The 21,461-nt window shown below is 60.3% G+C and carries 27 protein-coding genes and 2 tRNA genes; 9 read left to right on the top strand and 20 right to left on the bottom strand.

The window, feature by feature from the left end:
- The 6 genes from BUA38_RS34045 to BUA38_RS34070 all read right to left on the bottom strand — a co-directional run bounded on the left by BUA38_RS34045 (position 1) and on the right by BUA38_RS34070 (position 5,795).
- The gene (locus BUA38_RS34045) at positions 1 to 978 is read right to left on the bottom strand and encodes an amidohydrolase family protein (protein WP_072825042.1); all 978 of its coding nucleotides are present in this window, start codon (positions 976 to 978) and stop codon (positions 1 to 3) included.
- 169 nt (positions 979 to 1,147) lie between these two features.
- Positions 1,148 to 1,852, bottom strand: coding sequence for an ABC transporter ATP-binding protein (locus tag BUA38_RS34050; protein WP_197685894.1), 705 nt, complete (start codon positions 1,850 to 1,852; stop codon positions 1,148 to 1,150).
- Positions 1,845 to 2,573 (bottom strand): ABC transporter ATP-binding protein, encoded by a 729-nt coding sequence (locus BUA38_RS34055; RefSeq protein WP_072825044.1) that lies wholly within the window; start codon positions 2,571 to 2,573, stop codon positions 1,845 to 1,847. Before BUA38_RS34055 ends, BUA38_RS34050 begins: the two co-directional genes overlap by 8 nt.
- Entirely contained in the window at positions 2,570 to 3,583 is a 1,014-nt protein-coding gene (locus BUA38_RS34060) for a branched-chain amino acid ABC transporter permease (RefSeq protein ID WP_072825046.1), read from the bottom strand. Before BUA38_RS34060 ends, BUA38_RS34055 begins: the two co-directional genes overlap by 4 nt.
- A 6-nt stretch (positions 3,584 to 3,589) precedes the next feature.
- On the bottom strand, positions 3,590 to 4,474 hold the full coding sequence (locus BUA38_RS34065) for a branched-chain amino acid ABC transporter permease (protein ID WP_072825048.1): 885 nt from the start codon (positions 4,472 to 4,474) through the stop codon (positions 3,590 to 3,592).
- A gap of 49 nt (positions 4,475 to 4,523) precedes the next feature.
- Positions 4,524 to 5,795: an ABC transporter substrate-binding protein gene (locus BUA38_RS34070; RefSeq protein ID WP_072826647.1), complete on the bottom strand. Its 1,272-nt coding sequence runs from the start codon at positions 5,793 to 5,795 to the stop codon at positions 4,524 to 4,526.
- Positions 5,796 to 5,920: 125 nt separating this feature from the next.
- Here BUA38_RS34070 and BUA38_RS34075 point away from each other — a divergent pair, with 125 nt between their 5' ends.
- Complete coding sequence (locus tag BUA38_RS34075; protein ID WP_072825050.1) at positions 5,921 to 6,832, top strand: LysR family transcriptional regulator; 912 nt, start codon at positions 5,921 to 5,923, stop codon at positions 6,830 to 6,832.
- A gap of 9 nt (positions 6,833 to 6,841) precedes the next feature.
- Here BUA38_RS34075 and BUA38_RS34080 read toward each other — a convergent pair whose 3' ends face one another.
- The 3 genes from BUA38_RS34080 to BUA38_RS37345 form a co-directional block, all read right to left on the bottom strand.
- Complete coding sequence (locus BUA38_RS34080; RefSeq protein ID WP_072826648.1) at positions 6,842 to 7,765, bottom strand: SMP-30/gluconolactonase/LRE family protein; 924 nt, start codon at positions 7,763 to 7,765, stop codon at positions 6,842 to 6,844.
- A 10-nt stretch (positions 7,766 to 7,775) separates the two neighbouring features.
- Positions 7,776 to 9,068: an MFS transporter gene (locus BUA38_RS34085; RefSeq protein ID WP_072825052.1), complete on the bottom strand. Its 1,293-nt coding sequence runs from the start codon at positions 9,066 to 9,068 to the stop codon at positions 7,776 to 7,778.
- 402 nt (positions 9,069 to 9,470) lie between these two features.
- Positions 9,471 to 9,623 (bottom strand): hypothetical protein, encoded by a 153-nt coding sequence (locus BUA38_RS37345; protein WP_156898860.1) that lies wholly within the window; start codon positions 9,621 to 9,623, stop codon positions 9,471 to 9,473.
- A 297-nt stretch (positions 9,624 to 9,920) separates the two neighbouring features.
- On the opposite strand from BUA38_RS37345, the gene BUA38_RS34090 reads away from it, so the two are divergent.
- On the top strand, positions 9,921 to 10,163 hold the full coding sequence (locus BUA38_RS34090) for a hypothetical protein (protein ID WP_072825054.1): 243 nt from the start codon (positions 9,921 to 9,923) through the stop codon (positions 10,161 to 10,163).
- A 131-nt stretch (positions 10,164 to 10,294) separates the two neighbouring features.
- Complete coding sequence (locus tag BUA38_RS34095) at positions 10,295 to 10,930, top strand: hypothetical protein (RefSeq protein WP_072825056.1); 636 nt, start codon at positions 10,295 to 10,297, stop codon at positions 10,928 to 10,930.
- A 38-nt stretch (positions 10,931 to 10,968) separates the two neighbouring features.
- Here BUA38_RS34095 and BUA38_RS34100 read toward each other — a convergent pair.
- From BUA38_RS34100 to BUA38_RS34115, 4 genes are all read right to left on the bottom strand, one after another.
- Positions 10,969 to 11,045: transfer RNA gene (locus BUA38_RS34100), tRNA-Pro, on the bottom strand.
- Between the two features lie 317 nt (positions 11,046 to 11,362).
- On the bottom strand, positions 11,363 to 11,863 hold the full coding sequence (locus tag BUA38_RS34105) for a DUF192 domain-containing protein (RefSeq protein ID WP_083587879.1): 501 nt from the start codon (positions 11,861 to 11,863) through the stop codon (positions 11,363 to 11,365).
- Positions 11,864 to 12,054: 191 nt separating this feature from the next.
- Entirely contained in the window at positions 12,055 to 12,720 is a 666-nt protein-coding gene (locus BUA38_RS34110; RefSeq protein ID WP_072825058.1) for a cold-shock protein, read from the bottom strand.
- A gap of 197 nt (positions 12,721 to 12,917) precedes the next feature.
- Positions 12,918 to 13,679 (bottom strand): SIR2 family NAD-dependent protein deacylase, encoded by a 762-nt coding sequence (locus tag BUA38_RS34115; RefSeq protein WP_072825060.1) that lies wholly within the window; start codon positions 13,677 to 13,679, stop codon positions 12,918 to 12,920.
- Positions 13,680 to 13,943: 264 nt separating this feature from the next.
- On the opposite strand from BUA38_RS34115, the gene BUA38_RS34120 reads away from it, so the two are divergent.
- Positions 13,944 to 14,129 (top strand): hypothetical protein, encoded by a 186-nt coding sequence (locus BUA38_RS34120; RefSeq protein ID WP_072826650.1) that lies wholly within the window; start codon positions 13,944 to 13,946, stop codon positions 14,127 to 14,129.
- A 102-nt stretch (positions 14,130 to 14,231) separates the two neighbouring features.
- Here the strand turns inward: BUA38_RS34120 and BUA38_RS34125 are convergent, their stop codons facing one another.
- The 3 genes from BUA38_RS34125 to BUA38_RS37350 all read right to left on the bottom strand — a co-directional run bounded on the left by BUA38_RS34125 (position 14,232) and on the right by BUA38_RS37350 (position 15,536).
- Positions 14,232 to 14,534 (bottom strand): hypothetical protein, encoded by a 303-nt coding sequence (locus BUA38_RS34125; RefSeq protein ID WP_072826651.1) that lies wholly within the window; start codon positions 14,532 to 14,534, stop codon positions 14,232 to 14,234.
- A gap of 149 nt (positions 14,535 to 14,683) precedes the next feature.
- A complete protein-coding gene (locus BUA38_RS34130) occupies positions 14,684 to 15,322 on the bottom strand; it encodes a BA14K family protein (protein ID WP_072825062.1) in 639 nt (212 codons plus the stop codon).
- Positions 15,323 to 15,413: 91 nt separating this feature from the next.
- Positions 15,414 to 15,536 carry a peptide ABC transporter permease gene (locus BUA38_RS37350; protein WP_156898862.1) on the bottom strand — a complete coding sequence of 41 codons (123 nt, stop codon included), beginning with the start codon at positions 15,534 to 15,536 and terminating at the stop codon, positions 15,414 to 15,416.
- A 116-nt stretch (positions 15,537 to 15,652) separates the two neighbouring features.
- Here BUA38_RS37350 and BUA38_RS34135 point away from each other — a divergent pair, with 116 nt between their 5' ends.
- Together BUA38_RS34135 and BUA38_RS34140 are read left to right on the top strand one after the other, a co-directional pair.
- Positions 15,653 to 16,102, top strand: coding sequence for a VOC family protein (locus BUA38_RS34135; RefSeq protein ID WP_072825064.1), 450 nt, complete (start codon positions 15,653 to 15,655; stop codon positions 16,100 to 16,102).
- Between the two features lie 349 nt (positions 16,103 to 16,451).
- The gene (locus BUA38_RS34140) at positions 16,452 to 17,099 is read left to right on the top strand and encodes a glutathione S-transferase family protein (RefSeq protein WP_072825066.1); all 648 of its coding nucleotides are present in this window, start codon (positions 16,452 to 16,454) and stop codon (positions 17,097 to 17,099) included.
- Positions 17,100 to 17,126: 27 nt separating this feature from the next.
- Here BUA38_RS34140 and BUA38_RS34145 read toward each other — a convergent pair whose 3' ends face one another.
- Positions 17,127 to 17,381, bottom strand: a complete 255-nt coding sequence (locus BUA38_RS34145) for a PilZ domain-containing protein (protein ID WP_072825068.1) — start codon at positions 17,379 to 17,381, stop codon at positions 17,127 to 17,129.
- Between the two features lie 339 nt (positions 17,382 to 17,720).
- On the opposite strand from BUA38_RS34145, the gene BUA38_RS34150 reads away from it, so the two are divergent.
- Positions 17,721 to 17,795 (top strand) — tRNA-Glu (locus tag BUA38_RS34150).
- 117 nt (positions 17,796 to 17,912) lie between these two features.
- Positions 17,913 to 19,238 carry a hypothetical protein gene (locus BUA38_RS34155; protein WP_072825070.1) on the top strand — a complete coding sequence of 442 codons (1,326 nt, stop codon included), beginning with the start codon at positions 17,913 to 17,915 and terminating at the stop codon, positions 19,236 to 19,238.
- Here the strand turns inward: BUA38_RS34155 and BUA38_RS34160 are convergent.
- Positions 19,196 to 19,435 carry a hypothetical protein gene (locus tag BUA38_RS34160; protein ID WP_072825072.1) on the bottom strand — a complete coding sequence of 80 codons (240 nt, stop codon included), beginning with the start codon at positions 19,433 to 19,435 and terminating at the stop codon, positions 19,196 to 19,198. The genes BUA38_RS34155 and BUA38_RS34160 overlap by 43 nt on opposite strands.
- A gap of 216 nt (positions 19,436 to 19,651) precedes the next feature.
- Positions 19,652 to 19,870, bottom strand: a complete 219-nt coding sequence (locus BUA38_RS34165; RefSeq protein WP_172806134.1) for a hypothetical protein — start codon at positions 19,868 to 19,870, stop codon at positions 19,652 to 19,654.
- A 415-nt stretch (positions 19,871 to 20,285) separates the two neighbouring features.
- On the opposite strand from BUA38_RS34165, the gene BUA38_RS37360 reads away from it, so the two are divergent.
- Positions 20,286 to 20,462: a hypothetical protein gene (locus tag BUA38_RS37360; protein WP_156898864.1), complete on the top strand. Its 177-nt coding sequence runs from the start codon at positions 20,286 to 20,288 to the stop codon at positions 20,460 to 20,462.
- Positions 20,463 to 20,674: 212 nt separating this feature from the next.
- On the opposite strand, the gene BUA38_RS34170 is transcribed toward BUA38_RS37360, so the two are convergent.
- Positions 20,675 to 21,436 carry a DUF4239 domain-containing protein gene (locus BUA38_RS34170; RefSeq protein WP_072825076.1) on the bottom strand — a complete coding sequence of 254 codons (762 nt, stop codon included), beginning with the start codon at positions 21,434 to 21,436 and terminating at the stop codon, positions 20,675 to 20,677.
- Positions 21,437 to 21,461: the final 25 nt, after the last annotated feature.

Genomic DNA, 21,461 nt, shown 5'->3' on the forward strand with positions numbered 1-21,461 from the left:
TCACCCTCCGAACAACCGCTCGAAATTGCTTTCGAGCACAAGTTTTGCCTGCATCGCCGGCAGCGCGCTTTGCACAAACGTCACCGGGTGCGGCTCGCCGAGCGGGAACGGCGCGTCACTTCCGAGCAGGATCTGTTCAACCGGTATCACGTCGGCGACGTATCGCAACATCGCGGGTTCGAAGCAGATGGAATCGACATAGAGCTGGCGCAGATAATCGCCGACCGGTTTGGTCAGCGTGCGCTTGAGCTGCGGATTGGTATCGACTTCGCGCTGCATGCGGGCGCGCAGCGCCGGGCTGAACGCACCGCCATGGGCGCAAACCAGCTTAAGCGTGGGCCAACGGTCGAGAAAGCCCGAACAGATCATCTTCAGGATGTTGATGGTGCTGTCAAACAGATAACCCGCGACGATCGTGAGCTCATAGTCGCTGGTCCTGTCTTTCCCTAACGGATCAGCCGGATGCACGAACAGGGGAACATCGAGATCGATGGCGGCCTGAACGATTGGCTCGAAGCTGGCATCGTTCAGATAGAGGCCGCGGACGTTGGAGGCGATATGTCCCCCGATAAAGCGATGATCGCGGACACAGCGGCGCAATTCTTTCGCCGCCGCTTCGGGATCCTGCATCGGCAACAACGCCCAGCCGCCAAATCGCTTCCGATCCGGCGCAATCGCCGCCGCCAATCCGTCGTTGAAGACGGTGGCGGCTTCCACGGCGAGCGAGGCTTCGAGATGATAGTCGATAAAGGGCGTCGCCTGCGACAGCATGGCGCGCTCGACGCCGTCACGATGCATCCGCTCGAGCTGCTTTTCCATCTGGAAGAAGGTTGTGTTCAGGCCGAAATGCATGCCGCGAATATCGAGGTCGACCGCGTCGCCTTGCTGCCGCTTCGTGACAATCGCAAATTCCGGACGCGAGCGCGCGAACTTGAAGAACTGCTCCGGAACGTAATGGCAGTGAATATCGGTGATCATGACTAGTGGTCCGATTCTAACATTCGCATCCCTTCTCAGCGGTCCCTTTTGCGAATGTTAGAATCAAAAAGGACCACTAGCGAAATATATGTTTCTAGTGGAGTTTGGGATTTGACATTCGCTTTCGGAGTTCGCGGCTTGGGGGGCAGCGAATGTCAAATCCACTCCACTAGAGTCCCAAATAGGCCGTTTTCAGCCGCTCGTCGTTGAGCAGTGCGGGGCCTTCGCCTTCCATGACGATCCGCCCGTTTTCGAGCACGTAGGCGCGGTCCGCCGTCCGCAGCACGTGGTGGACATTTTGCTCGACGATCAGAATGGTGAGACCCTTCCGGCGCAGGTCGGCGATCAGGTCGAACAGAAGCTTGACGTAGATCGGCGCAAGCCCTTCGGTCGGCTCATCCAGTAACAGCACCTGCGGCCGCGCCATCAGCGCCCGGCCGATCGCGAGCATCTGTTGTTCGCCGCCGCTCATCGAGCCCGCGACCTGGCTGCGCCGCTCCGACAACGTCGGCAGCAAAGCGAAGACCTCGTCGAGCGATTGCGAAATCACCGCGCGCGCCGCCGGCGCATAGGCCCCGACTTCGAGATTTTCGAGCACCGTCATGAATGGAAACAGCCGCCGCCGTTCCGGTACCAGCACCAGACCCCTGGATGGACGCTCCCAAGGGGCCAGGTCCTGGATGGGCGCGCCATCCAGCAGCACCTCGCCGCGGCATTCGGCCCGCAGGCCTGCCAGCGAGAACATCAGCGAGCTCTTGCCGGCGGCGTTAGCCCCGACAAGGCCGACAATCTCGCCGGCGCCCACGGCGATGTTGACGCCGTGCAACACCTGCATGGCCCCATAGAATGCGTCGAGGTTTTTGACCTCAAGCAAGCTGCATCTCCTCGCCGAGATAGGCCTTGACCACCAGAGGATCGCGGGCGACGACGGCCGGAGCGCCTTCTGCGATCACGTGACCGCGATTGATCACGACCATCCGCGTCGCTGTTTTCATGATCGCGTAGAGCACGTGCTCGACCCAGATCACCGTGACGCCGCGTGCCGGCAGCCCAGCAACGATCTCCGTCATCGCGCCGACCTCCGTCGGCGTCAGTCCCGCCATGATTTCGTCAAACAACACGAGCTTCGGCCGCATCGCCAGCGCACGGGCAACCTCCAGCCGCTTCAGCAAGCCAACCGTCAGCTCGCTGGCGGGCCGATCGCGATACGGCGCAAGCCCAAGATCGGTCAGCGTGGCGTCGGCGAGGTCCCGCGCCGCCGTCACCGACCGCTCGCGCAGGAACGCGCTGATCATCACGTTTTCGATGACGGACAATTGCCGATAGGGTTTTGGGATCTGAAAGGTGCGGGCGACGCCGGCGCGAGCCATCTCATGGGATTTCCACCCCGTCACGTCCGCTCCATCAAGCCTGATCTGTCCCCCCGACGGCCGCATCACCCCCGCGACCAGATTGAACAGCGTGCTCTTGCCAGCACCATTCGGCCCGATCAGCCCGAGCAACTCGCCCGGCTGCACTTTGAATGAGACGTTATCGACGGCGCGGGTGGCCCCGAACGTCCGGCTGACGTCTTGCACCTCGAGGAGCGTGCTCATGGCTGCGGCCCTCGCGACTTGAGCTTATCGAGTGCGCCTGCAATGCCCGACGGAAAATACAGCATCACGACGATCAGGCCGACGCTGTAGATCACAAGATGCAAACCGGCCGCGGCGTTGCCGAGATTGGCGCGCAGAAGTTCCGACAGGGGCGTGATCAGAAACGAGCCGAAGATCGGACCGATGGCGGTCCCGAGGCCACCGACCGCAGGCAACAACGCAAACTGGAACGACAGTTCGGGGGAGATCACGTAAGTCGGATCGAGGTAGAGAAAATACTGCGCGAACAGCGTGCCCCCTGCTCCCGTCAACGCCGCGCTCAGCGCCATCGCCGCAGATCGGACCATCAACGGATTGATGCCAGCCGCCGCGGCAGCCTCGTCATTGTCACGGACCGCAAACAGATAGAATCCGAAGCGTGACGCCTCCAGCCAGCGCGTGATCACGTAAGCTGCCAACAGATAAACCAGCATCAGGGCCTCGTAGGCTGCCTTGGAGCCCAGCACCATATTGGCCAGATCGGGCACCGGCGGGATCGACAGGCCTTCGGCACCGCCGGTGACCGACGACCAGTTCAGGGCGATGATCCGCACCACTTCGGCGAAGGCGAGCGAGGACAGGATGAAAAACGGCCCCTTGAGCCGCGCGCAGATCAAGGACAGAACCGCGCCGGCGACAGCTGCGGCAATCGCGCCGGCGAAAATACCAAGCCACGGCGTGACGTTGTAGTTCAGGAACAAAAACGTCGAGGTGTATGCGCCGATGCCGAAAAACGCGGCGTGTCCAAACGAGATCAATCCGGCGCAACCGCCCGCAATGTTCCAGGCGAGCGCCAGGCCCGCAAAGAGAAACGAGAGCACGACGACGTCCTGTAACGTCGGCGCGATACCCAGGGCTACCCAGGCGATGCAGCTGACAAGCAGGATGATTTCAGACCAGGAGATGCGCCCGCGCTGCGGCAGTGCAGAAATCTGCTTTAGGACGCCTCGCCTTGCTGTCGCTACCGTCATCCGGCGCTACTCGTTCATTCCAAGTGTCGCCGCGCCCTTCTGGCCGAACAGTCCGTTAGGCCGGAAGATCATGACCAGCAGGAACAGCAGAAAGAAGAACAGCTGCCCGAAGGCTGGCGCGACATAATAGGAACTGACGGATTGCACCACGCCGACGCAAAAACCACCAAGCAACGCGCCCTCGATGCTGCCCATACCGCCGAGCACCACGATCACGAAAGCGATCAGAACGAAGTTGAGCCCAACCGTCGGGAACACCGAGAACAGCGGCAGCATCACGCAAGCAGCTAGCCCGACCAGCGCGGAACCGGCGGCAAAAGTAATCAGAAAGATTTTGGGAACCGCGATCCCCATTAGCTTGGCGGCTTCGCCATCCTGCACCGTGGCGCGGATCGCCTTGCCGAGGAAGGTGCGCTTGATCACCCATTGCAGGATGACGGTGCACAGAAGTGTAACGATAAAGCCGAGCAGAAGCTCGCCCTTGATGTAGATGCCGCCGATCGAGATCGAGCGCGCGAAGATCGGTGGCACATCGCGAAGGTCCGCGGTCATGGCCATCAAGGCAATGTTCTGAAGAAAGATCGACAGCCCCATGGTGGCGAACACCACCACCAGATGCGGCTTCGCCAGCGCCGAACCGATGACAAGCCGATAGACCAGCGCGCCGAACAGAAACATCGCGGGCACGACCGCAATCGCCGCGAAATAGGGATTGAGGCCCAAAAGCCGGCTGAACGCCCAGGCGCCGTACATGGCGATCATCAGGAATTCGCCATGCGCGAAGTTGACCACCCGCAGGACACCAAAGATCAGCGTCAGCCCGATGCTCATCAACGCATAGACACTGCCGATCAAAAGGCCGGAGATCACAAGCTGGCCGATCGTGTTCACGCGCGTCTTTCGCCGAGCGGGTGAGCTACCTCAGCGGCGGGATACGAAATCAACGCTTGCTCCAGTCCGGCAACGGCACCATCGCCGGCGGTTGGGTTGCCAGTTCCGGCGGATAGACTTCTTCGTTGCCGGCTTTGGTCCACTGCCAGACGCCGATCGAGGCGCGCAGATTCTGGCCGGCGTCCTTGGGATCGTCCGCCCAGTCGAAATTGGTGAACTTGACGCCGCTGCCGTTGACAAGCGATCCCTCGGGCAGATCGAGCTTCAGCGCGACCTCGCGTAACTCGTCCGGCTCGAAGGTCTTGGCCTTCGGCAACACCTCGGTGAACAGGGCCCAGACTGCAGAGAACCCGGCCGCCGCGTGCCCGGCCGGCGGTCGCTTCAGCTTGGCCTCATAGCGCTTGTAGAATTCTTCCGCGACCTTCTTTGTCTCCGGGGTCAGCACCGCGGCATTCACCTTCGGCGGAAAATCGGCGACGCAAATGCCGACGACGGCATCACCAATCGAATCCCGCAAGTCGGGCGACGAGTACCCGGCGCTGACGCCGATGAAGGCTGCGACGTTGAAATCGAGCTCCTTGGCCTTGCGCTGGAACAGGATCGCATCGTTAGGGAACGAGATCGCAATCACGATATCGGGCGCGACGTCCTTCAGCTTCTGCACGATCGGCGTCATGTCAGTCGCGGTCTGGTCGTAACCTTCGTCGTAGGCAAGCTTGACACCCTTGCTCTGCGTATAGGCGCGGATGCCGTCGCCGACCGATTTTCCAAACGCGCGATTTTCCCACAGCAGCGCGATCTTCAGCGCATCAACCGGCTTGTTCAGCCGCTTGGCGAGGTCGTTGAGGATGAAGTCGACAGCCGCCTGGCCGTATTTGCGTGCGGGCGCGCCGACCTGGAACGTGTGTTTGAAGCCGCGGCGGGTAATGACTTCGGCAGCGCCAGTGGTTTCCCAGTGGAAAACGCCGTGACGCTCGGCGGCCTGGCTCACGGCGATCGCGATCGGCGATGCGAACGAGCCGGTCGTGATCTTGATGCCGTCCTTGGTAATCAGCCGCTCGGTTTCGCTGATCGCCGCGTTCGGCGTGTTGGCGTCGCCCTGGAGGTATTCGATCTTGCGGCCCTGGACGCCGCCGCGCTCGTTGATCATGTCGCGGGCGATCTGCATGGCCTCCCAGTTCTCAAGGCCGTTTTTGGCGAGCGGGCCCGTCAACGGCAGCAGAACACCGATCCGGATGTTCTCTTGCGCCTTCACAGGCAATGGCGACGCCGCCAGCAGCAGAGACGCCAGGATAATGCCGATACGCTCGATGCCCCTCATGATCAGCTCCGCTTCGCGCCATTGCGAATACAAAAGCCTAACAACGCGACTTGCATGCAGCAATCGAATTTTTGCGATATGATCTATTCAAAGATCGTATACGTTGTCGCAGTTAGGCGCGCGTCATGGACCAGCGGAAAATCAGATATTTCTTCTCGGTGATCGAACACGGCAATCTTTCGAGCGCCGCGCAATCGTTGCGTGTGTCGCAGCCGACCTTGAGCCGGCAAATCCAGGCCATCGAGCACGAATTCCAGACGCCGCTGTTCGTGCGCGGCGGCCGCGGCATGCTCCTCACCGAAGCCGGCCGGCAACTTCATGAAGGCTTGCAGAGCATCGAGCGCCAGTTGCGCCTACTCAAGACCGACGTTGCCGCCGTGTCAGTCGAACCTTCAGGCGAAGTTGCTTTCGGCATTCCGCCCTCCCCGCGTGGATTGATCGCGGTGCCGTTGGTCAAGCAGTATCACCGCTCCTATGCACGCATCGCCATCCGCCTCGTCGAAGAGACCAGCGGCCAGTTGCGCGATCTCGTCGCGAACGGTGTCCTCGACCTTGCGATCACCAATACGACCGAGCCGTCGCACGGGACGGTCTCACAGATTCTCGGCCGCGAGCGCCTGGTGCTGGTGGGTCCGACCGACGCAAAACTCTCGATGCGCAAGGACACGCATATCGGGAAGCTCGGCGACCTGCCGCTGATCCTGACCATGCGTCCGAACAGCTTGCGCCTGATGGTGGAAGACCGGCTCGGGGTGCACGGGCTGACCGCCAATGTGCGCGTCGAAGCCAACACGCTTCCCCTGACGACCGACCTCGTGATCGCCGGCCTCGGCTACACCGTACTGCCGATGTGCGGCGTGGGCGATTTGTTGAAGCAGGGACGCGTATCCGCAAGTCCGGTCTCGGACCTGTTCGTCACCTGGCTGGTGGCGCGACCCAAATCGCGACCGCTCGGCGTGGCGGCCGAACGCTTTCACGACATTCTTTGCGAGTTCAGCCGCAAGTTGATTGCCAAAGGCGTCTGGCAGGAAGTCTGACGGCCGCGGTCAGAGGTGCGAGAACATCGGCTTGCCCGGTACATCCAGTTGCGCCTTCAGGATCGAACCGCTGCCGGATTCCGTGATGAACAATGTTTTGTTGTCTGCGCCGCCGAACGCCATGTTCGTCGTATGAGGTTCGGCGCAGCTCCGGATGCGATAGACCGGCTCGCCGAGCGCATCGACTGCCCACACCGCGGCCATGCCGACATGCGCTATGAACAACCGTCCCTCGGCGTCGAGCGCCAGACCGTCCGGCCCGCCCCAACCGCCTGAAAGCTGGATGTAGACTCCGACCTTGGCGACGCCGCCGTCGGGATTGAGCGGCACGCGCCAGACGCAATTGCCGCGTGTCACCGCCAGATAGATCATGTTCTCGGCAAGGTTCATGACCAGGCCGTTCGGGCTTGGCACGTTGTCGAGCAGACATTCGAGCTTGCCGCTTGCGGTCAGACGAAACAGCCGGCCGGTTGGATCGTGCAGACCGGTGAGGCCTTGGTCGGTGAAATAGAGATCGCCATTGGCGGCGAAGAACAGGTCGTTGCAGCCCTTGAAGGGCGCAAGGTTGGCGCGCAGCAGATGCGGCTTCACCTTGCCGTTGACGGGATCCATTTCCATGATCCCGTTTTTGTAGTCGGCAATGAAGATACGGCCGTCGCGGTGGAATTTCAGTCCGTTCGGCCAACCGTCATACTCGGCGGCGACATGAAACTGACCATCCGATGCAATCTTGTAAATTCGGCCGTTCGGAAGATCGACGCACCACAGATTGCCATCGCGGTCGAAGGATGGTCCTTCGAGCAGCGAGCGCGCGGGGCTGCCCTTCGGCTGGTAGCGTGCCCATTCGTTGTTCGGGTCGGCTTTGCGAAATTCGTCGGGCAGGCGCGCGAACACGCTGGTGGCGAGGTCCTTGGGAGGATGGAAAAACAAGATCGTATCCCCCTTACGCGGTACGGACCGACAGGGTAGCGTCGCTCTCGCTGGGGCCGATCGGTGTCCGCACCACCAGGAAAACCGTGAGCGCACCAAACGCGAGTAGCGCGCCGGCAACGACGAACGCCATATTGAAGCTGCCGGTCGATTGCACGACATAGCCCGTGACGATTGGCGCCAGAATGCCGAAGATGTTGCCGCCGAGAATGAGCAGACCGGTGGCCCGGCCGGAATCCGCTGGCGTCCGCAGCAGGTCCCCGATCATCGCGATGTTGAGCGCAACCGCCGACGCCACGCCGCCAAGCGCCAGCGTGATCAGCACCAGGATCAGATAGACATTCTCGACCAGCGGCGTCAGCAGGATCACCGAGCCCATCAGCAGCAACAGCGCGCCCAATCGCCTGCGGCCGCCGGCGCGGGCGCTTTCCTCGGTCAAGAGGCTGTCGCTCAGCTTGCCGAGCAGCACCGTAAGGACCACCGCCCCGAGGAACGGCAGCGACATCAGCGCACCGCTCTTGAGCAGCGACATGCCGCGCTCGGTCTGAAGATAGTTCGGCAGCCAGGTCAGGAAGAAATACTGCGTATAGACGGCGCAGCCCTGGGTCACCATCAGGCCCAGCATCGACGACGAACTCAACAGCCCGCGCAGGCCGATCGAATGCCCGTCGGGTGCTGTATTCTTCGCACTGCCGTTACGCTCGCGCAGGATAAAAGCTCGCTCTTCATCGGTAAGCCAGCTCACCTCTTCCGGCTTGCGGAACCAGATCATCCAGGCGAGCAGCCAGACGAAGCCGATGGCGGCGCAGATCAGAAACGTGGTGCGCCAGCCGACCGCGCTGACGAGCCAGGCCAGGACGAGCCCGCCGATCGCCGGCCCGAAATAGGCGCCACCGTTGAAGATGGCCGCGAACAGCGCGCGCTCCTTCAGCGGAATCCATTCACGGATGACGCGGCCTGAGGCCGGATAGGTCGTGGACTCACCGACGCCCATCAGCACGCGCGTCCCGATCAGCATGCCGAAGCCGGTTGCCAATCCCGTCAAGGCGGTCGCGATCGACCAAAGACCGATCCCCGCAGCGTTGACCGTGCGGGTCCCGAGTTTGTCGACAATCATGCCCATCGGAACCAGGCAGACGACGTAAAGCCAAAGGAAGGAAGAAAAGAGATAGCCGAGCTGGACCTTGTCGATACCGAACTCTTGCGCGATGGGCGTACTGGAGACCGACAGCACGATGCGGTCGACGTAGTTGATCGTCGCCAGCAGGAACATGAAAACGAAGATCCAGTAGCGACGATGCCCCATATTCTCCCCCCAATTTTTCGCGCCTACTGCCGAGGCGCTCGATTTCTTGTTGATCAAGCAGTACGTCACGGCCCGCAGGCAGGCAAGCTGCGCGACAGTAAACTGATACTCTCGGGCATGATCAGGCCACAGCGCTGGACTGCGCCGTTCTTCGGCAAAGCAACAACGAGAGCGAGAACCGGATCGCTGTTGCGATCTTTGGAGTAGATCGGGCCTATCCGACGGGAAGCACCAGCCGATCTGGCGCAAGCTCACGGCATGCGGATACGTGTTGGCCGACCGCTACCCCGGTCCGTTTCAAGCGGTGGCGATTTTGAAGCGTCACCCGTTGAAAATACGTTCTGGCCAAGGGTCCAGCTTTGCTGGCGCCGTGATAAAACGGCCACGGCCAAACCGAAGCAATCAGAAGAAGCCGGGACTGAGATCAAGGCCATAGGTCGCAAACAGCAGAGAAACGAACAGGCAGGCGCCACAAAACATCGCGACCAGCTTCAGCACACTGGTCTCGGTTTCGGTATGCGAAGCGCGGTAAAAAGCCTGAACCAGTGCAGTCATGACGACCTCCAAAATCCGCCTCGGCTGAGGCAGGTTGCAGTGTCGCAGGGCGGTATTTCCGGCGGTTTTCGCGCCTCAGGGAAAATGGTTTCGGGATTGTTTCGTCCGGCGCCCGGCGGAACAATCAGCGGCGGGCCGGTAACGCCCCGGATCAAATCGCCAGGCGTGCGTGATAAGGCCGCGAGACGGCACCTACCGGGCGGTTGAAGCGTTGATGAGCAGCGCGCGACGCCACGGTTCCGCGCCCGTCCGAGACGATGGAGCGGCCAGATGTCGAGAAATGAAAGAGTCATTCGATTGGCTGCACTGGCGCTTGGCCTAGCGCTTACGCACAGCGGGGCGTTTGCGGCTGAACCGTCGAAGAATGCGTATCCCGGGGCATTCGACCGACCTCCCGTCAACGAGGAGCCCGCGCTGACAAAGGACGAACAATCGAAGCTCAAGGACGATCTGACCAAAGCACGCGATCGCCAAAACTCTCAAGTGAAAACCAAGGAAGCCACGCCGGCGCTCAAAACGAAAAGCCCTAGCGGCAAATAACTGGCGACGGAACCCGCGCTAACCGGGAATTAATCTCATAAGCCCATAATCCAGAAGAGTTCAGTGTGTAACGCGTAAGGAGCCGTCGTGTGGACGATCCCGCGGCGGCTTCATTTTTTTAAGAGGTTGCAGTGACCAGTACATCGGAATCCCAGAGCCAAACCCAGCAGCTCAAGTCCGCAACCCGCAGCACGTCATCCGCCCGAAAGTCGATCCTGGCACTGTCGGTGTTCGCTGTAGGCCTGAATGCCGCGGCGGCCGTCTATACGAAGTCGCCCGCCGACTTTGCCCTGCCTGATGTCAGCAGGTTAGCTGCACTGATTCCGTTGCCGCAAGAGAAGGCTGTCACTCCAGTTCCGGAGCCGGTTGTGGCCGCGTTGAAGGACGTTCAGTCAGTTCAGCAGCAACACGCTGCCTCGCTGCAAGAGAGCAACGCGCTATCGCAACAAAACGCGGCCCTGCTTGAGCAGGACTCCACCCTGCTCGTGTCTCTGAGACAGAGCCTGTCGGAAGAGCAGTCGGATGTGAAGAAGATATCGGGTCAACTTTCGACGCTGATAGCGAAAGTCGACTCTCTGCAAAACGCAATTGCACCGGAGTTCACCTCTTCCATTCCGAAAGGACGCGCTCGCAACCGTCTATCGGGCCTGGCACGCAAGAGGGTCGCCAAGCCACTAAAGCCGGCTGGACCAATTTCGGTTGGAGGCGCTCCGCTGACCGCAGCGCCCGCGCAAGTCTGGACCCCCGCGCAGAGCCCGGAAGGCTAAAGCTGTAGGGAAGAACACCGGGCGCCGATCGAAATGATTGGTCGGGGCAGCTGGATTCGAACCAACGACCTGCAGTACCCAAAACTGCCGCGCTACCAGGCTGCGCTATACCCCGATCCTAGTGGTCCGATTCTAACATTTGCATCCCGGTCTGGCTGGCACTTTTGCAAATGTTAGAATCAAAGGACCACTAGCAAATATAGGTTTCTAGTGGAGTTTTGGATTTGACATTCGCATTGCGCATTCCGGGCAACTGGCTCCGAATGTCAAATCCACTCCACTAGGGAAGACCTCGTCGATACACGCTTAAGGACCCGCCAGCAAGGCGGAAGGGCGGTGGAAATAGCCATTGGCCTTCTCCAGGAAATGGCAATCAGAACAACGCCCTAAAGCCTTGATCAAAGGCTGAACGAAGCTGTGCGGTTGCGCGATCTACTTGCCATTGAATAGCGGATGGCCCACCCGATCGCCCGGGGCAATTCCGTATTTCTGCGCCGTGCCGGCGATCACTTCGAGCACCCCTTTCGCCAGCCCCCGCGACGGGATGATCTTGGTCGACATGGGTTCGGTATTTTCCGCGATACGAAGAATCCGGCCGTCGGCCCGGATGAAAATCATGTCGAGCGAGATGTAGGTATTCTTCATCCACATCGACACTTCCTGTTCGGGCGTGAAGTCGAACAGCATGCCTTTGCCCTCGGGGAGTTCCTTCCGGTACATCAGCCCCGTGGTCTTCTCTTCTTCGGTCGTCGCCATCTCGACCGAAAACACGTGCACGCCGGTCTTGGTCACGATCTCGAGCGGCTGGATCGAGGCTGCATGTGCGGCTTCGCCTGCGAACGTCCAGAGCGCGGATATAAAGGCAAACGCCACCCAGAACCGGAATTGCGGCCCGCAGCCCCAGACCGCCTGACCAGACTTCGTCGACACCATCCGCCTCACCACGCCTCGTTGATCGCCCGCCATCCGGGACCGAAACGGCGCGGTTTTAGCATTCGCGGTGTCCCGCGGCAGTCACATTTACGATTTTACCAGACCTTGCCGCTGCTCCTGGGATGCCAGGTCAGCCGCGAGAGCACACGGAATCGCCACAAGCCGCGGCAGATTGCTGCAAGATGGCAGGCTTAGTGCGAGGAAAGTCCGGGCGAGCCGGTTTCGGGCTGGATCTCGGCCGCCATCATCCCCTTGGAACCAGGCCCGAAACGGACCAGCACATACTGGCCTGGCCGAAGCTCGGTCATGCCATAACGCCGAAGCGTTTCCATGTGGACGAAGATATCCGGCGTACCCTCCCCGCAAGTCAGGAATCCGAAGCCGCGAAGCCGGTTGAACCACTTCACCTGCGCTCGCTCCAGACCGCTGGTCGGCGTGACGCTGACGTGAGTCCGGGGCGGCAACATCTGGGCGGGGTGGATCGCGGTCGATTCATCCATCGAGACGATGCGGAACGCCTGATAACCTTTGGCGCGCTGCACGCATTCGCAAACCACGCGCGCGCCCTCATAGGCGGTCTGGTAGCCGTCGCGGCGGAGGACCGTGACGTGCAGCAGCACATCCGGCCAGCCATTGTCAGGAACAATGAAGCCGTAGCCCTTTGATGCGTCGAACCATTTGATGACGCCGGTGATTTCGACGAGATTGGCCGCGGCATCGCCCAGCCCCTGCATCGCATCAAGCGCTGGATCTCTCGGACCGGCGGCCGAAAATCCAGAACCGAGCCTTCCCGGTGTAGTCGCCGCCCCTGGCGATTGCCCACCGAGCTTCTTGGACTCAAATCCGTCCGACCCCATGACCCCGGACCCCACACTGATCAACGTCCCGCCGACTATTGCAGCGGCGATCCTCTCGCGTCTGTCTCTGCAATGTTCAGGAAGACGACCGCGAATCTCTCGAATCAAAGATAACACTCCCGGTCGCGGCGCATAGATAAAAAACGATTCTTCCGGAACCTATGAACAGGCTTGCGTGGCGGCGAATCAATTGGGCATCAGTTGCCCACAAACGGACCGAGCGTGTCGCCGATATCATGCCGAATGACGAGATCGGCGATATCGTCCTGCTCGGTCGGTTCGTTATTGATAATAACGAGTTGCGCGCCCGAGCGTTTCGCCATCAACGGAAAACCTGCGGCCGGCCAGACGACCAGCGAGGAACCGATGGCAATGAACAGATCACACTGCGCCGCGAGTTCCGTCGCACGGCGCATGGCCTCTTCGGGCATCGCCTGACCGAAGGATATCGTGGCCGTCTTTACCGGCTCGTGGCACGTCGCACAGTCCGGCGCATGACCCGATGCCTCAAAACGCTGCCTTACCCAGCCAAGATCGTAGGTCAGGCCGCATCCGATGCAGCGCGCATAGGTCGTATTGCCGTGCAGCTCGACCACGTGATCATCTGCGAAGCCTGACGCTTGATGTAAATTGTCAATATTCTGAGTGACGATCGCCGGTATTTTGCCCGCACGATAGAGCGCCGCCAGCGCGCGATGACCGCGGCCGGGAGCCGCAGCCTTGAACGTCGCGTCTATGGCAAAGCGCCGCCGCCACGACTCATCGCGCGCCTCGCGGCTTGCGATGAATTCATCGAAGGGGATCGGCCGATTACGGCTCCATAGTCCGCCCGGCGACCGGAAATCCGGAATCCCGCACTCCGTCGAGATCCCGGCGCCGGTAAACGGCACGATGACGGAGGCTCTAGCGATCATCTCGCCGAGTTGCTCCACACCGTTACTGATATCCGAAGCAATCACTGCCAGCAGCCCAAGGGTTTGTCCGTATCGAATACAATACGGAGGCAGCTCTGGCTATTTCGAACTAGTGTGGCGGTTCAGAAGTCCGCATCATTGCTGCCGTCGTCTTGTCATGTGCGCGCTCTCGCTACCGGCAACGATCGCGCGTCACAAGAAGCCGCACCCCTTATCCACAATCACAATCTTGCAGCGGCTTTATCCCATTCGCGCCTCAATTGCGGACGCCAATGATGACGGGACGCGAATCAAGTTCAAGGGATGGGCATGAGCGAACGATACGATCGGCTCGCGCGCGAGCGTGAAGAAATCGCAGCACGCGTGGCGAATTTCAAAGCCACTCAGGAGAAATTCAAACGCGAGCGCGAGGAATATTTTACGACCACGCTGGACAACGCGCGCCATGGAGAGCCGTCAAAACGCGCCCTTGAATTCGCCCACGCCTGGCCGTGACGCGCGCAGGATCGTCGGTTGTCGACCGAAACCGCGAACAAAAACGTGGACAGAAAAAGCCCGGAGATCGCTCCGGGCTTTTCCTTTATTTATCAGGTCAGGTTACCAATCGTAACGGTGGTAATACCGGTGGCGCCAGTATGGTCCACCGTAAGGCCCGCCGTAATAAGCGTAACCTGGTCCGTAAGCGGGTCCGTAATACGGATCGTATCCATAGTAGCCGTAGCCTGGACCGTAATAGCCGTAGGCACCGTAGGCGCCGGCCGCGATCGCACCGGCCGCCAGACCAAAGGCGAGGCCAGGTCCAATACCGCGGAAACCACGCGCCTCAGCCGGCGCTGTCGCCGTGACGGTGGTCGCGCCAATTGCTGCGACCGTCGCCAATACCACGAGTGTTTTTTTCATGCGCGTTCCTCCATTCGCACTCATGTATCAACGCAGGTCGGTTGTGATGGTTGCTTTGGAACCGCTGATCAAATTTGAGCCTTGCGGGAACCAAAAGAAAAGAGCGGCCCGGTCAGGCCGCTCTTCTCTGGTTCAGCACAGCAAACGCCTTACGGGCAGGGGTGCCGCAAGCCATCGAAGCCAAGATACGTCCCGCTCGCCGGATCCCAGGAACGGTAACGCTGCGCGCAATATGACGCGTCGCCGCCAACGGCCACGGGGCCCTCGACCGGCACCGCCTGATCGAAGGTGACGAGCGGAATGCCGGCGTCGTACGTCGCGCCGGTATCATAGGCGTAGCTGTCGCCGTAATAGCCGGAGTCATAAGCGTAGTTGTCGCCATAGTATGGGTCATAGCCGCCCGCCGCGATCGCAGCGCCGGTAGCTACACCTACGGCCGCCGCGCCGACGGCAAAGCCGGCATCGCGCCGGAAGCCACGGTCGCGATCACCGCGGAATTCACCGCGCTGCGCGAACTGCGGATTGCCGCGATTGAACTGCGCCGCGTTACCGCGAGCAGCAAAGTTCGCATTACCGCTGGCAGCAACATTTGCGCGGCCAACATTGGCCTGAGCGCCCATGTTGGGCTGCATGCGCGGGCCACCCATCCGTGCGCCACCCACGTTTCCACCTGCCGCGTGCGCACCACCGCCCGGCCGGCCGCCATGGGCTTCTTGCGCCAATACCGGGGTTGCGATCGCGAGTGAAAGCGAAAGAGCCGAAGCTCCCAAAACACCTAACCTGGTCATACCGTCTCTCCTGGACTGTGAAGAGAAGGAAACAGCGTGGCGGGGTGATCGTTCCGGTGCATCGCAAAATGCCGCACTTATCGGACCAGCATCAGATGCTGGCGAGAACGATGGCTCCGATCAGGCCGCTCAGAAAAACGGCGCGACGAAACGGCGTGTTGAGAATGATCTCACCGCCGCGGGCCTTTTCAGCCGGATATGGCTTTTGATCCATCCTGCGGCTCCTTCGGGAGTCAAGATTTGAACGCCGCATTGGTTCCGAAAGGCGCGGCTGCCTGCTATTGAAGTTCCCGAGAACCGAAGTAACGGTCCATCCTGGGAGAACAGAACATGCGTTACCTTCACACCATGCTGCGCGTCCGCAATCTCGATACCGCGCTGAAATTCTATCGCGACGCGCTCGGATTGAAGGAAGTTCGCCGCGTCGACAACGACAAAGCCAAATTCACCCTGGTATTCCTCTGCGCGCCCGAGGATGAAGGAATCCTGGCGGCGTCGAAGGGGCGCGGGGCGCCGCTCGTTGAACTCACCTATAACTGGGACGAAGAAAAATACGGCGAGGACCGCTACTTCGGCCACCTTGCCTATGAGGTCGACGACATCTACGCGACGTGTGATCGGCTGATGAAGCTCGGCATCACCATCAACCGCCCGCCGCGCGACGGCCAGATGGCGTTCGTGCGCTCGCCGGATTTGCATTCGATCGAGCTTCTGCAAAAGGGCGATGCAAAGCCAGCGGCAGAGCCGTGGTCGTCGATGCCCAATACCGGTCACTGGTAGACACAAGCAGTCGGCATTCTTCAGCGGACTTGCGGCCTCGCTATCACCGGAACTCCGCTTTGCCCCACGCGTTGCTCATCCATCGAGGAACGAGGAGGCAATGATGGGACGAGGAATATTGCTTTGGCTATTAGGTGTACCGATTCCGGTGATCATTCTGTTGTGGCTGTTCTTCGGCCACTAGCAAAGACGATCAACATCCCGAGTATGAGATCAGGCTTCGCCGACCGCGAAGCCTGATTTTTTACCTTCACATCTCGTAAGCAGCATTGCATCGAGACAACAAGATACCTGCTTTTGTCCGGATTTTGCGCTATCACCCACAAATTCTTAGTGGGAGCGAAAAATCGTGTCGAACGATAACAACAATCAGATCACCATCTGGGGCCGTCCAAACTCCGTCAACGTGCAGAAAGTGCTGTGGTGCCTACACGAGCTTGACCTGCCCTACGCGCGCATCGACGCTGGCATGGCGTTCGGCAAGAATCGCGAACCCGAATATCTGGCGATGAACCCCAACGGCCGCGTGCCGACGCTTGTGGACGGCGACTTCGTGCTGTGGGAATCCAATTCCATCATGCGCTACTTCGTTCTCGCCTATCGGCCGCAATCCTCGCTCTATCCGCAAGCCCCGAAACTGCGCGCGAGTGCTGACCGATGGCTGGACTGGACACTTTCGACGCTGCAACCGGTCGATCGTCCCGTGTTCTGGGCGCTGGTGCGCACCCCGGCCGAACAACGCGACATGGTCGCGATCCAGAAAGATGCCGACGCCGAAGCGGTGCAATGGCAGATCGTCGATGCCTATCTCAAGACGCGCCGCTTCATCACGGGGGATGAATTCACGCTAGCCGACATTGCGCTTGGCGCTTATGCGCGGCGCTGGTTCGGCGTCGAGGGAATTACCAAGCCGAGCTTTCCGCATCTGGAGCGCTGGTTCGCAGAACTCGGCGCCCGGCCCGGTTTCGTGCGGCACATCGCGCCGCCGATGTCGTGAAATCACGCGCTTTAAGGCCGCCGCTGTCTACTTGACGAACTTGACGCCGAAGGAACGGCCCCGCCGCCAGACCACCTGGCATTTGCGGCCTTTGCTGGCGTCGCGCGAAAACGCCAGCCGTACCCTTCCCGAAAGTACGCTCGAATCCGAGACCGTCAGCTTCGCGCCGGTGGTGGACAGGTCATGCACGACACACTCCCGCGCGGCAAAGCCGCCCTCGAGGGTGACCCAGCCCGTCTGCTGCACGGACCTGCGGACGTCGCGTTTGGTAGGTGCGGGCACTGTCGGCGATTCCCAGTTTGAAAACGGTCTCGCACCCTTCCTATCCGAACCGGCTTTAGAAACTGTTGCAAATTGCCGGGGGACAAGAACCGGGGCGGTATCCGCGAGGGGGCGCCAAAACAGGCGGGCCAAGCCCTGTGGGTAAAGCGGTCTACGCACGGCTTGCCGGGGAACGCAAACGCCACTATACGTTCGCGCGCCGGTCTTCGCTGCGTTTCGCGGCCGGGCCGACAAGGTAAACAAATCCTTCCAAGGCTTTGATTTACTGTGAGTATTTCGCTAGTTCAAAGCGAGGTGCGGCGCGGCCTCCGGGTTTGGCTGTGTCGCAGCAGGCGCCTTGCTCCCTTCGTCTATCGGTTAGGACGCCACCCTTTCACGGTGGAGAGAGCGGTTCGATTCCGCTAGGGAGCGCCAAAACTCCTTCGTCAAATCGCAGTAAAATCAATTACATAACAAAGGTAGTTGACGGTTCGGGGCTCCCCGTGGGACAAAAACGTCCTACAAAACGTCCTACATCGATGAGCCTAACCGATGAGCGAGAACGGCCAGTACCTCACCATCCGCGACGGCACATGGCATTACTATAGGCGCGTGCCGAGCAACTACGCTCACCTCGACAAGCGCGGCAGCATCAAGCTCTCCACCAAGATCAAAGTCGCCAATGATCGCGCAGGCACGAAGGCCGGTCGCATCGCCGCTCGCATGAATGAGACCCACGAGGCTTACTGGCGCAGCCTTGTCGAGCAGAAGGCAGGTGAAGCGCGGCGATCCTACGAGGACGCCGTGAAGCTCGCGCGCTCCCTTGGTCTCGATTACCTGCCGCCGCCGGTCTGGGCGCAGCAGCCGATCAGCGACGTCGTTACGCGTATCGAGACGGCGATGGTCGACGGCAGGATGGACGACGCTGCCCTACGAAAGGCCATTCTCGGCGGCGTCGAAAAGCCGAAGATCATGTTGTCGAACCTGTTCACTGAGTACGAAGCGACGCAGCGCACCAAGATTGCGAAGATGTCGCCCGACCAGCTTCGCAAGTGGACGAGCGCGAAGAAGCGTGCCGTCGATATCCTGATCGAACAGCGCGACGACAAGGCGCTCGACGCGCTGACCCGTGAAGACGCCCTCGCCTTCGCCGATTTCTGGGAGAGCCGCGTGATCGAAGATGGGATCAGCGCCGCCACGGCGAACAAGAACATCACGCATATCGGCGGCATGATCCGGGCAGTCAACAAGCGCCTGCAACTACGTCTGGACAACGTGTTTGCCGGTACTCGCATTGAAGGCGGCAGGGATGGCAACCGTAAGCCGTTCGCGGTCGAGCACATCCGCGACGTCATCCTTGCCCACGGTCAACTCGCCGCCTTGAACGAGGAAGCGCGCGACGTGGTGTACATCGTCATGGAAACCGGTGCGCGGCCGAGCGAGATCATCAACCTCTCGGCGGCGCGGATCGTCCTCGACGCACCGATCCCATACATCAGGATCGAGGCCGAAGGTCGCCTCCTGAAGACCGAACACAGCGAGCGCGATGTCCCGCTCGCGGGCATGGCACTGGACGCGATGCGTCGTCACCCTCAAGGCTTCCCCCGCTACCACGACAAGGGCAGCAACTTGAGCGCAACGCTGATGAAACACTTCAAAGCGCGCGAGCTGTTGCCGACGCCCAAGCACAGCATCTACAGCTTCCGGCACAGCTTCAAGGATCGGCTAAAGGCGGTCGAGTGCCCCGAGGAGATGGTCGACGAGATGATGGGCCACGCTGTTGGCAAGCCGAAGTACGGCGACGGCTATGGGTTGAAGCTCAAGCTGAAATATCTTCAGGCAATAGCCTTCACTGTGCCGCTGCTCGTCGCAGCCTGATCCCAAACCTGTTCGAGATAATGCCGGGCGCGCGACACGGTGTCTTCCTTGGCGCGCATCGCCGCGATCTCACGCTCCAGCCGCTCCAACACAGGCGCGTAGACCGAGCCATCCAACTGGATCGCATATGAGATCGCCAAAAGCGCCCGCTCCAAGCGCTCAATCGTTACCTCATCGGGCACTTTTCGCTTGGTCATTGTACGCAACACACGCAGCGGGCCATGATCGCTCCCGTATGCGAGGGGGCAGAACTGCGTCAACGATCTTGAGGTGTCTACTTGTTGCACGACGGGCATTTTCCGTTTTGCGCTCAAGCCTTTCCAACTATTCGCGCACGCCCCGATTTTGGCGCGCAAAACATACGCAACTGTTCAAAAACGGACAGCGTTGCCACATTCATTCGCCGATGAGCTTCAGGGAACCCGCAGGTCGAACTGCTCGACGACGGCGAGACCCGCGTTCGTGACGGTCATAGACGTCGGCCGCGTGCTGCCCTCGGTCGGTGGCACGAGCGTGCCGTCCGGCGCGATCTCGAACTTCTGCCGGATCGCATGCGGCAGGATGCGTTCGGTCGTGCCGGTCTTCATGACGGCGTAGCCGAGCGCGGCGAGTTGATCCGGCAATGGTCTCAACGCAATGTTGCACCGGACCGAGCGTCAAAGAATACCGTCCGGGTGATAGAGCACCGCCGAGGTAACCGCCATCTGCAGCGAGAACAAGCTCATCGAGCTGCTTCTCCGCAGACACTGCAGCGATGCGCTTTACCCCAACGAACAGATCTCGTCAGCGTGGCTGGTCATGTCGGTCTAACTGCCATTAGCGAAAGTCGTCGGGCATCATTCAATCACCTGATCCGCGCATGTCCGACGGCCTCGAATCGCCTACTGTTCCACTTTGGTAAACTGCACCCTGGAACGCGAAGACCGAGACATTATAACAACAGTCGTCGTGCGAAATTCCAAAATGCTGACCCGGACGCGTGGTTAAGAAAGCGTTAACTGATTTGTGGGGATATAAGCGGACCGATGATTCCAGAAGGAGTTCTCGATGGCGAAGTTCGCGATTGGCGAGACGGTCGATAACGCAGCCGACGACCATGAGGTGGGTAAGGTCATCGCCGTGTTCCCAACAGATGACGGTAACTTTAGATACGCGGTTGACATGGAAGGGTACGGCGCGCTCCAGTTTTTCAACGAAGAAAAGCTAGTCGTTCACCCCTGCTAGACTGGAATGGCGCATGATGGGCCGCTTTGCGCGGCCCGTGGTGCCGTCAATTTGGCAAGATCAAACTCAATCGTTTGTACGCGTAACCGTGGGGCCGCTTCCACCCGAACAGCGGACATCGCGAGCACAGCCGGGACATGTCGGCTAAGTGCCCCAACAACCGACATCCGTTTGATGCCTAACCGCCCATCGGCGTGCGTGCGATCACGGCCTCACGGACTTAGCGGCAAAAGCGCATTGCGCAGCGTCGCACTTGAAATCCCCATTAGCCCCGTGAAGGGGCTATCCAGTTCCAGGACCAGAAAAATCGCCCCGGCAAATGATAGCGCGCAGACAAATAACGAGGCCACCACGACCGGATTGGTTGGCGCAAACAAAGTGAAACTAACGAAAATCGCGCTCAGCCAGAAAACCAGCACGATCAGAAACGGCGCCGGGATTGAACCGCCAGCCTGCGTAAACAGAAGCAGCCGGGTCTGCGCGCCTTCCGTAAAGGCCGCAATGGCGCGCGACTGCAGCGGGCGTTGCGCGTCATTGGCCGGCGACAGGCCTTCCAGTTCATTTTCGAAGGCCGACGACTGAGCGCTCGCCTCGAAACGGACGGGCTTGCTGGCCGGAAGTCCTCCTTCATGCCAAATGCCGTTGGCCAGTGGCTCAATGCTTTGCCGCAGGCGAGTTCGGACAGGAATTGCTTCCGGACCATATTGTGCGAGCAACTCGTCGAGAAGAATGATTTTGGCGGTCATCTGCCTGACTTGACCGGTTTTCTGGTCGAACGAGCTTTTCGCGGATGCGATCAACAGGCCCAATACAAGAGCGGCCAGTGTACCGATCAGGCCGGTTGCCATTTTGACAACGTCCTTTGAGTCCGGCTGCAGATGTCTTTCCGACAAGCGAGGTCGAACCACGACGCCGACTAGGGCGCCGCCTGATATCACCGCGAAGACAAGGAGCGAGATCAACAGGTCATTCATGGGTATTCTCACCATCTACACCGGT

The sequence above is a fragment of the Bradyrhizobium erythrophlei genome (assembly GCF_900142985.1).
GTDB classification, from domain to species: Bacteria; Pseudomonadota; Alphaproteobacteria; order Rhizobiales; family Xanthobacteraceae; genus Bradyrhizobium; species Bradyrhizobium erythrophlei_B.

Coding starts and splice junctions, on each gene's coding strand:
- BUA38_RS34045 (WP_072825042.1), bottom strand. CDS start 978: ATGATCACCGATATTCACTGCCATTACGTTCCGGAGCAGTTCTTCAAG.
- BUA38_RS34055 (WP_072825044.1), bottom strand. CDS start 2,573: ATGAGCACGCTCCTCGAGGTGCAAGACGTCAGCCGGACGTTCGGGGCC.
- BUA38_RS34060 (WP_072825046.1), bottom strand. CDS start 3,583: ATGACGGTAGCGACAGCAAGGCGAGGCGTCCTAAAGCAGATTTCTGCA.
- BUA38_RS34070 (WP_072826647.1), bottom strand. CDS start 5,795: ATGAGGGGCATCGAGCGTATCGGCATTATCCTGGCGTCTCTGCTGCTG.
- BUA38_RS34075 (WP_072825050.1), top strand. CDS start 5,921: ATGGACCAGCGGAAAATCAGATATTTCTTCTCGGTGATCGAACACGGC.
- BUA38_RS34085 (WP_072825052.1), bottom strand. CDS start 9,068: ATGGGGCATCGTCGCTACTGGATCTTCGTTTTCATGTTCCTGCTGGCG.
- BUA38_RS37345 (WP_156898860.1), bottom strand. CDS start 9,623: ATGACTGCACTGGTTCAGGCTTTTTACCGCGCTTCGCATACCGAAACC.
- BUA38_RS34105 (WP_083587879.1), bottom strand. CDS start 11,863: ATGGTGTCGACGAAGTCTGGTCAGGCGGTCTGGGGCTGCGGGCCGCAA.
- BUA38_RS34110 (WP_072825058.1), bottom strand. CDS start 12,720: ATGGGGTCGGACGGATTTGAGTCCAAGAAGCTCGGTGGGCAATCGCCA.
- BUA38_RS34120 (WP_072826650.1), top strand. CDS start 13,944: ATGAGCGAACGATACGATCGGCTCGCGCGCGAGCGTGAAGAAATCGCA.
- BUA38_RS34125 (WP_072826651.1), bottom strand. CDS start 14,534: ATGAAAAAAACACTCGTGGTATTGGCGACGGTCGCAGCAATTGGCGCG.
- BUA38_RS34130 (WP_072825062.1), bottom strand. CDS start 15,322: ATGACCAGGTTAGGTGTTTTGGGAGCTTCGGCTCTTTCGCTTTCACTC.
- BUA38_RS37350 (WP_156898862.1), bottom strand. CDS start 15,536: ATGGATCAAAAGCCATATCCGGCTGAAAAGGCCCGCGGCGGTGAGATC.
- BUA38_RS34135 (WP_072825064.1), top strand. CDS start 15,653: ATGCGTTACCTTCACACCATGCTGCGCGTCCGCAATCTCGATACCGCG.
- BUA38_RS34155 (WP_072825070.1), top strand. CDS start 17,913: ATGAGCGAGAACGGCCAGTACCTCACCATCCGCGACGGCACATGGCAT.
- BUA38_RS34160 (WP_072825072.1), bottom strand. CDS start 19,435: ATGACCAAGCGAAAAGTGCCCGATGAGGTAACGATTGAGCGCTTGGAG.
- BUA38_RS37360 (WP_156898864.1), top strand. CDS start 20,286: ATGGCGAAGTTCGCGATTGGCGAGACGGTCGATAACGCAGCCGACGAC.
- BUA38_RS34170 (WP_072825076.1), bottom strand. CDS start 21,436: ATGAATGACCTGTTGATCTCGCTCCTTGTCTTCGCGGTGATATCAGGC.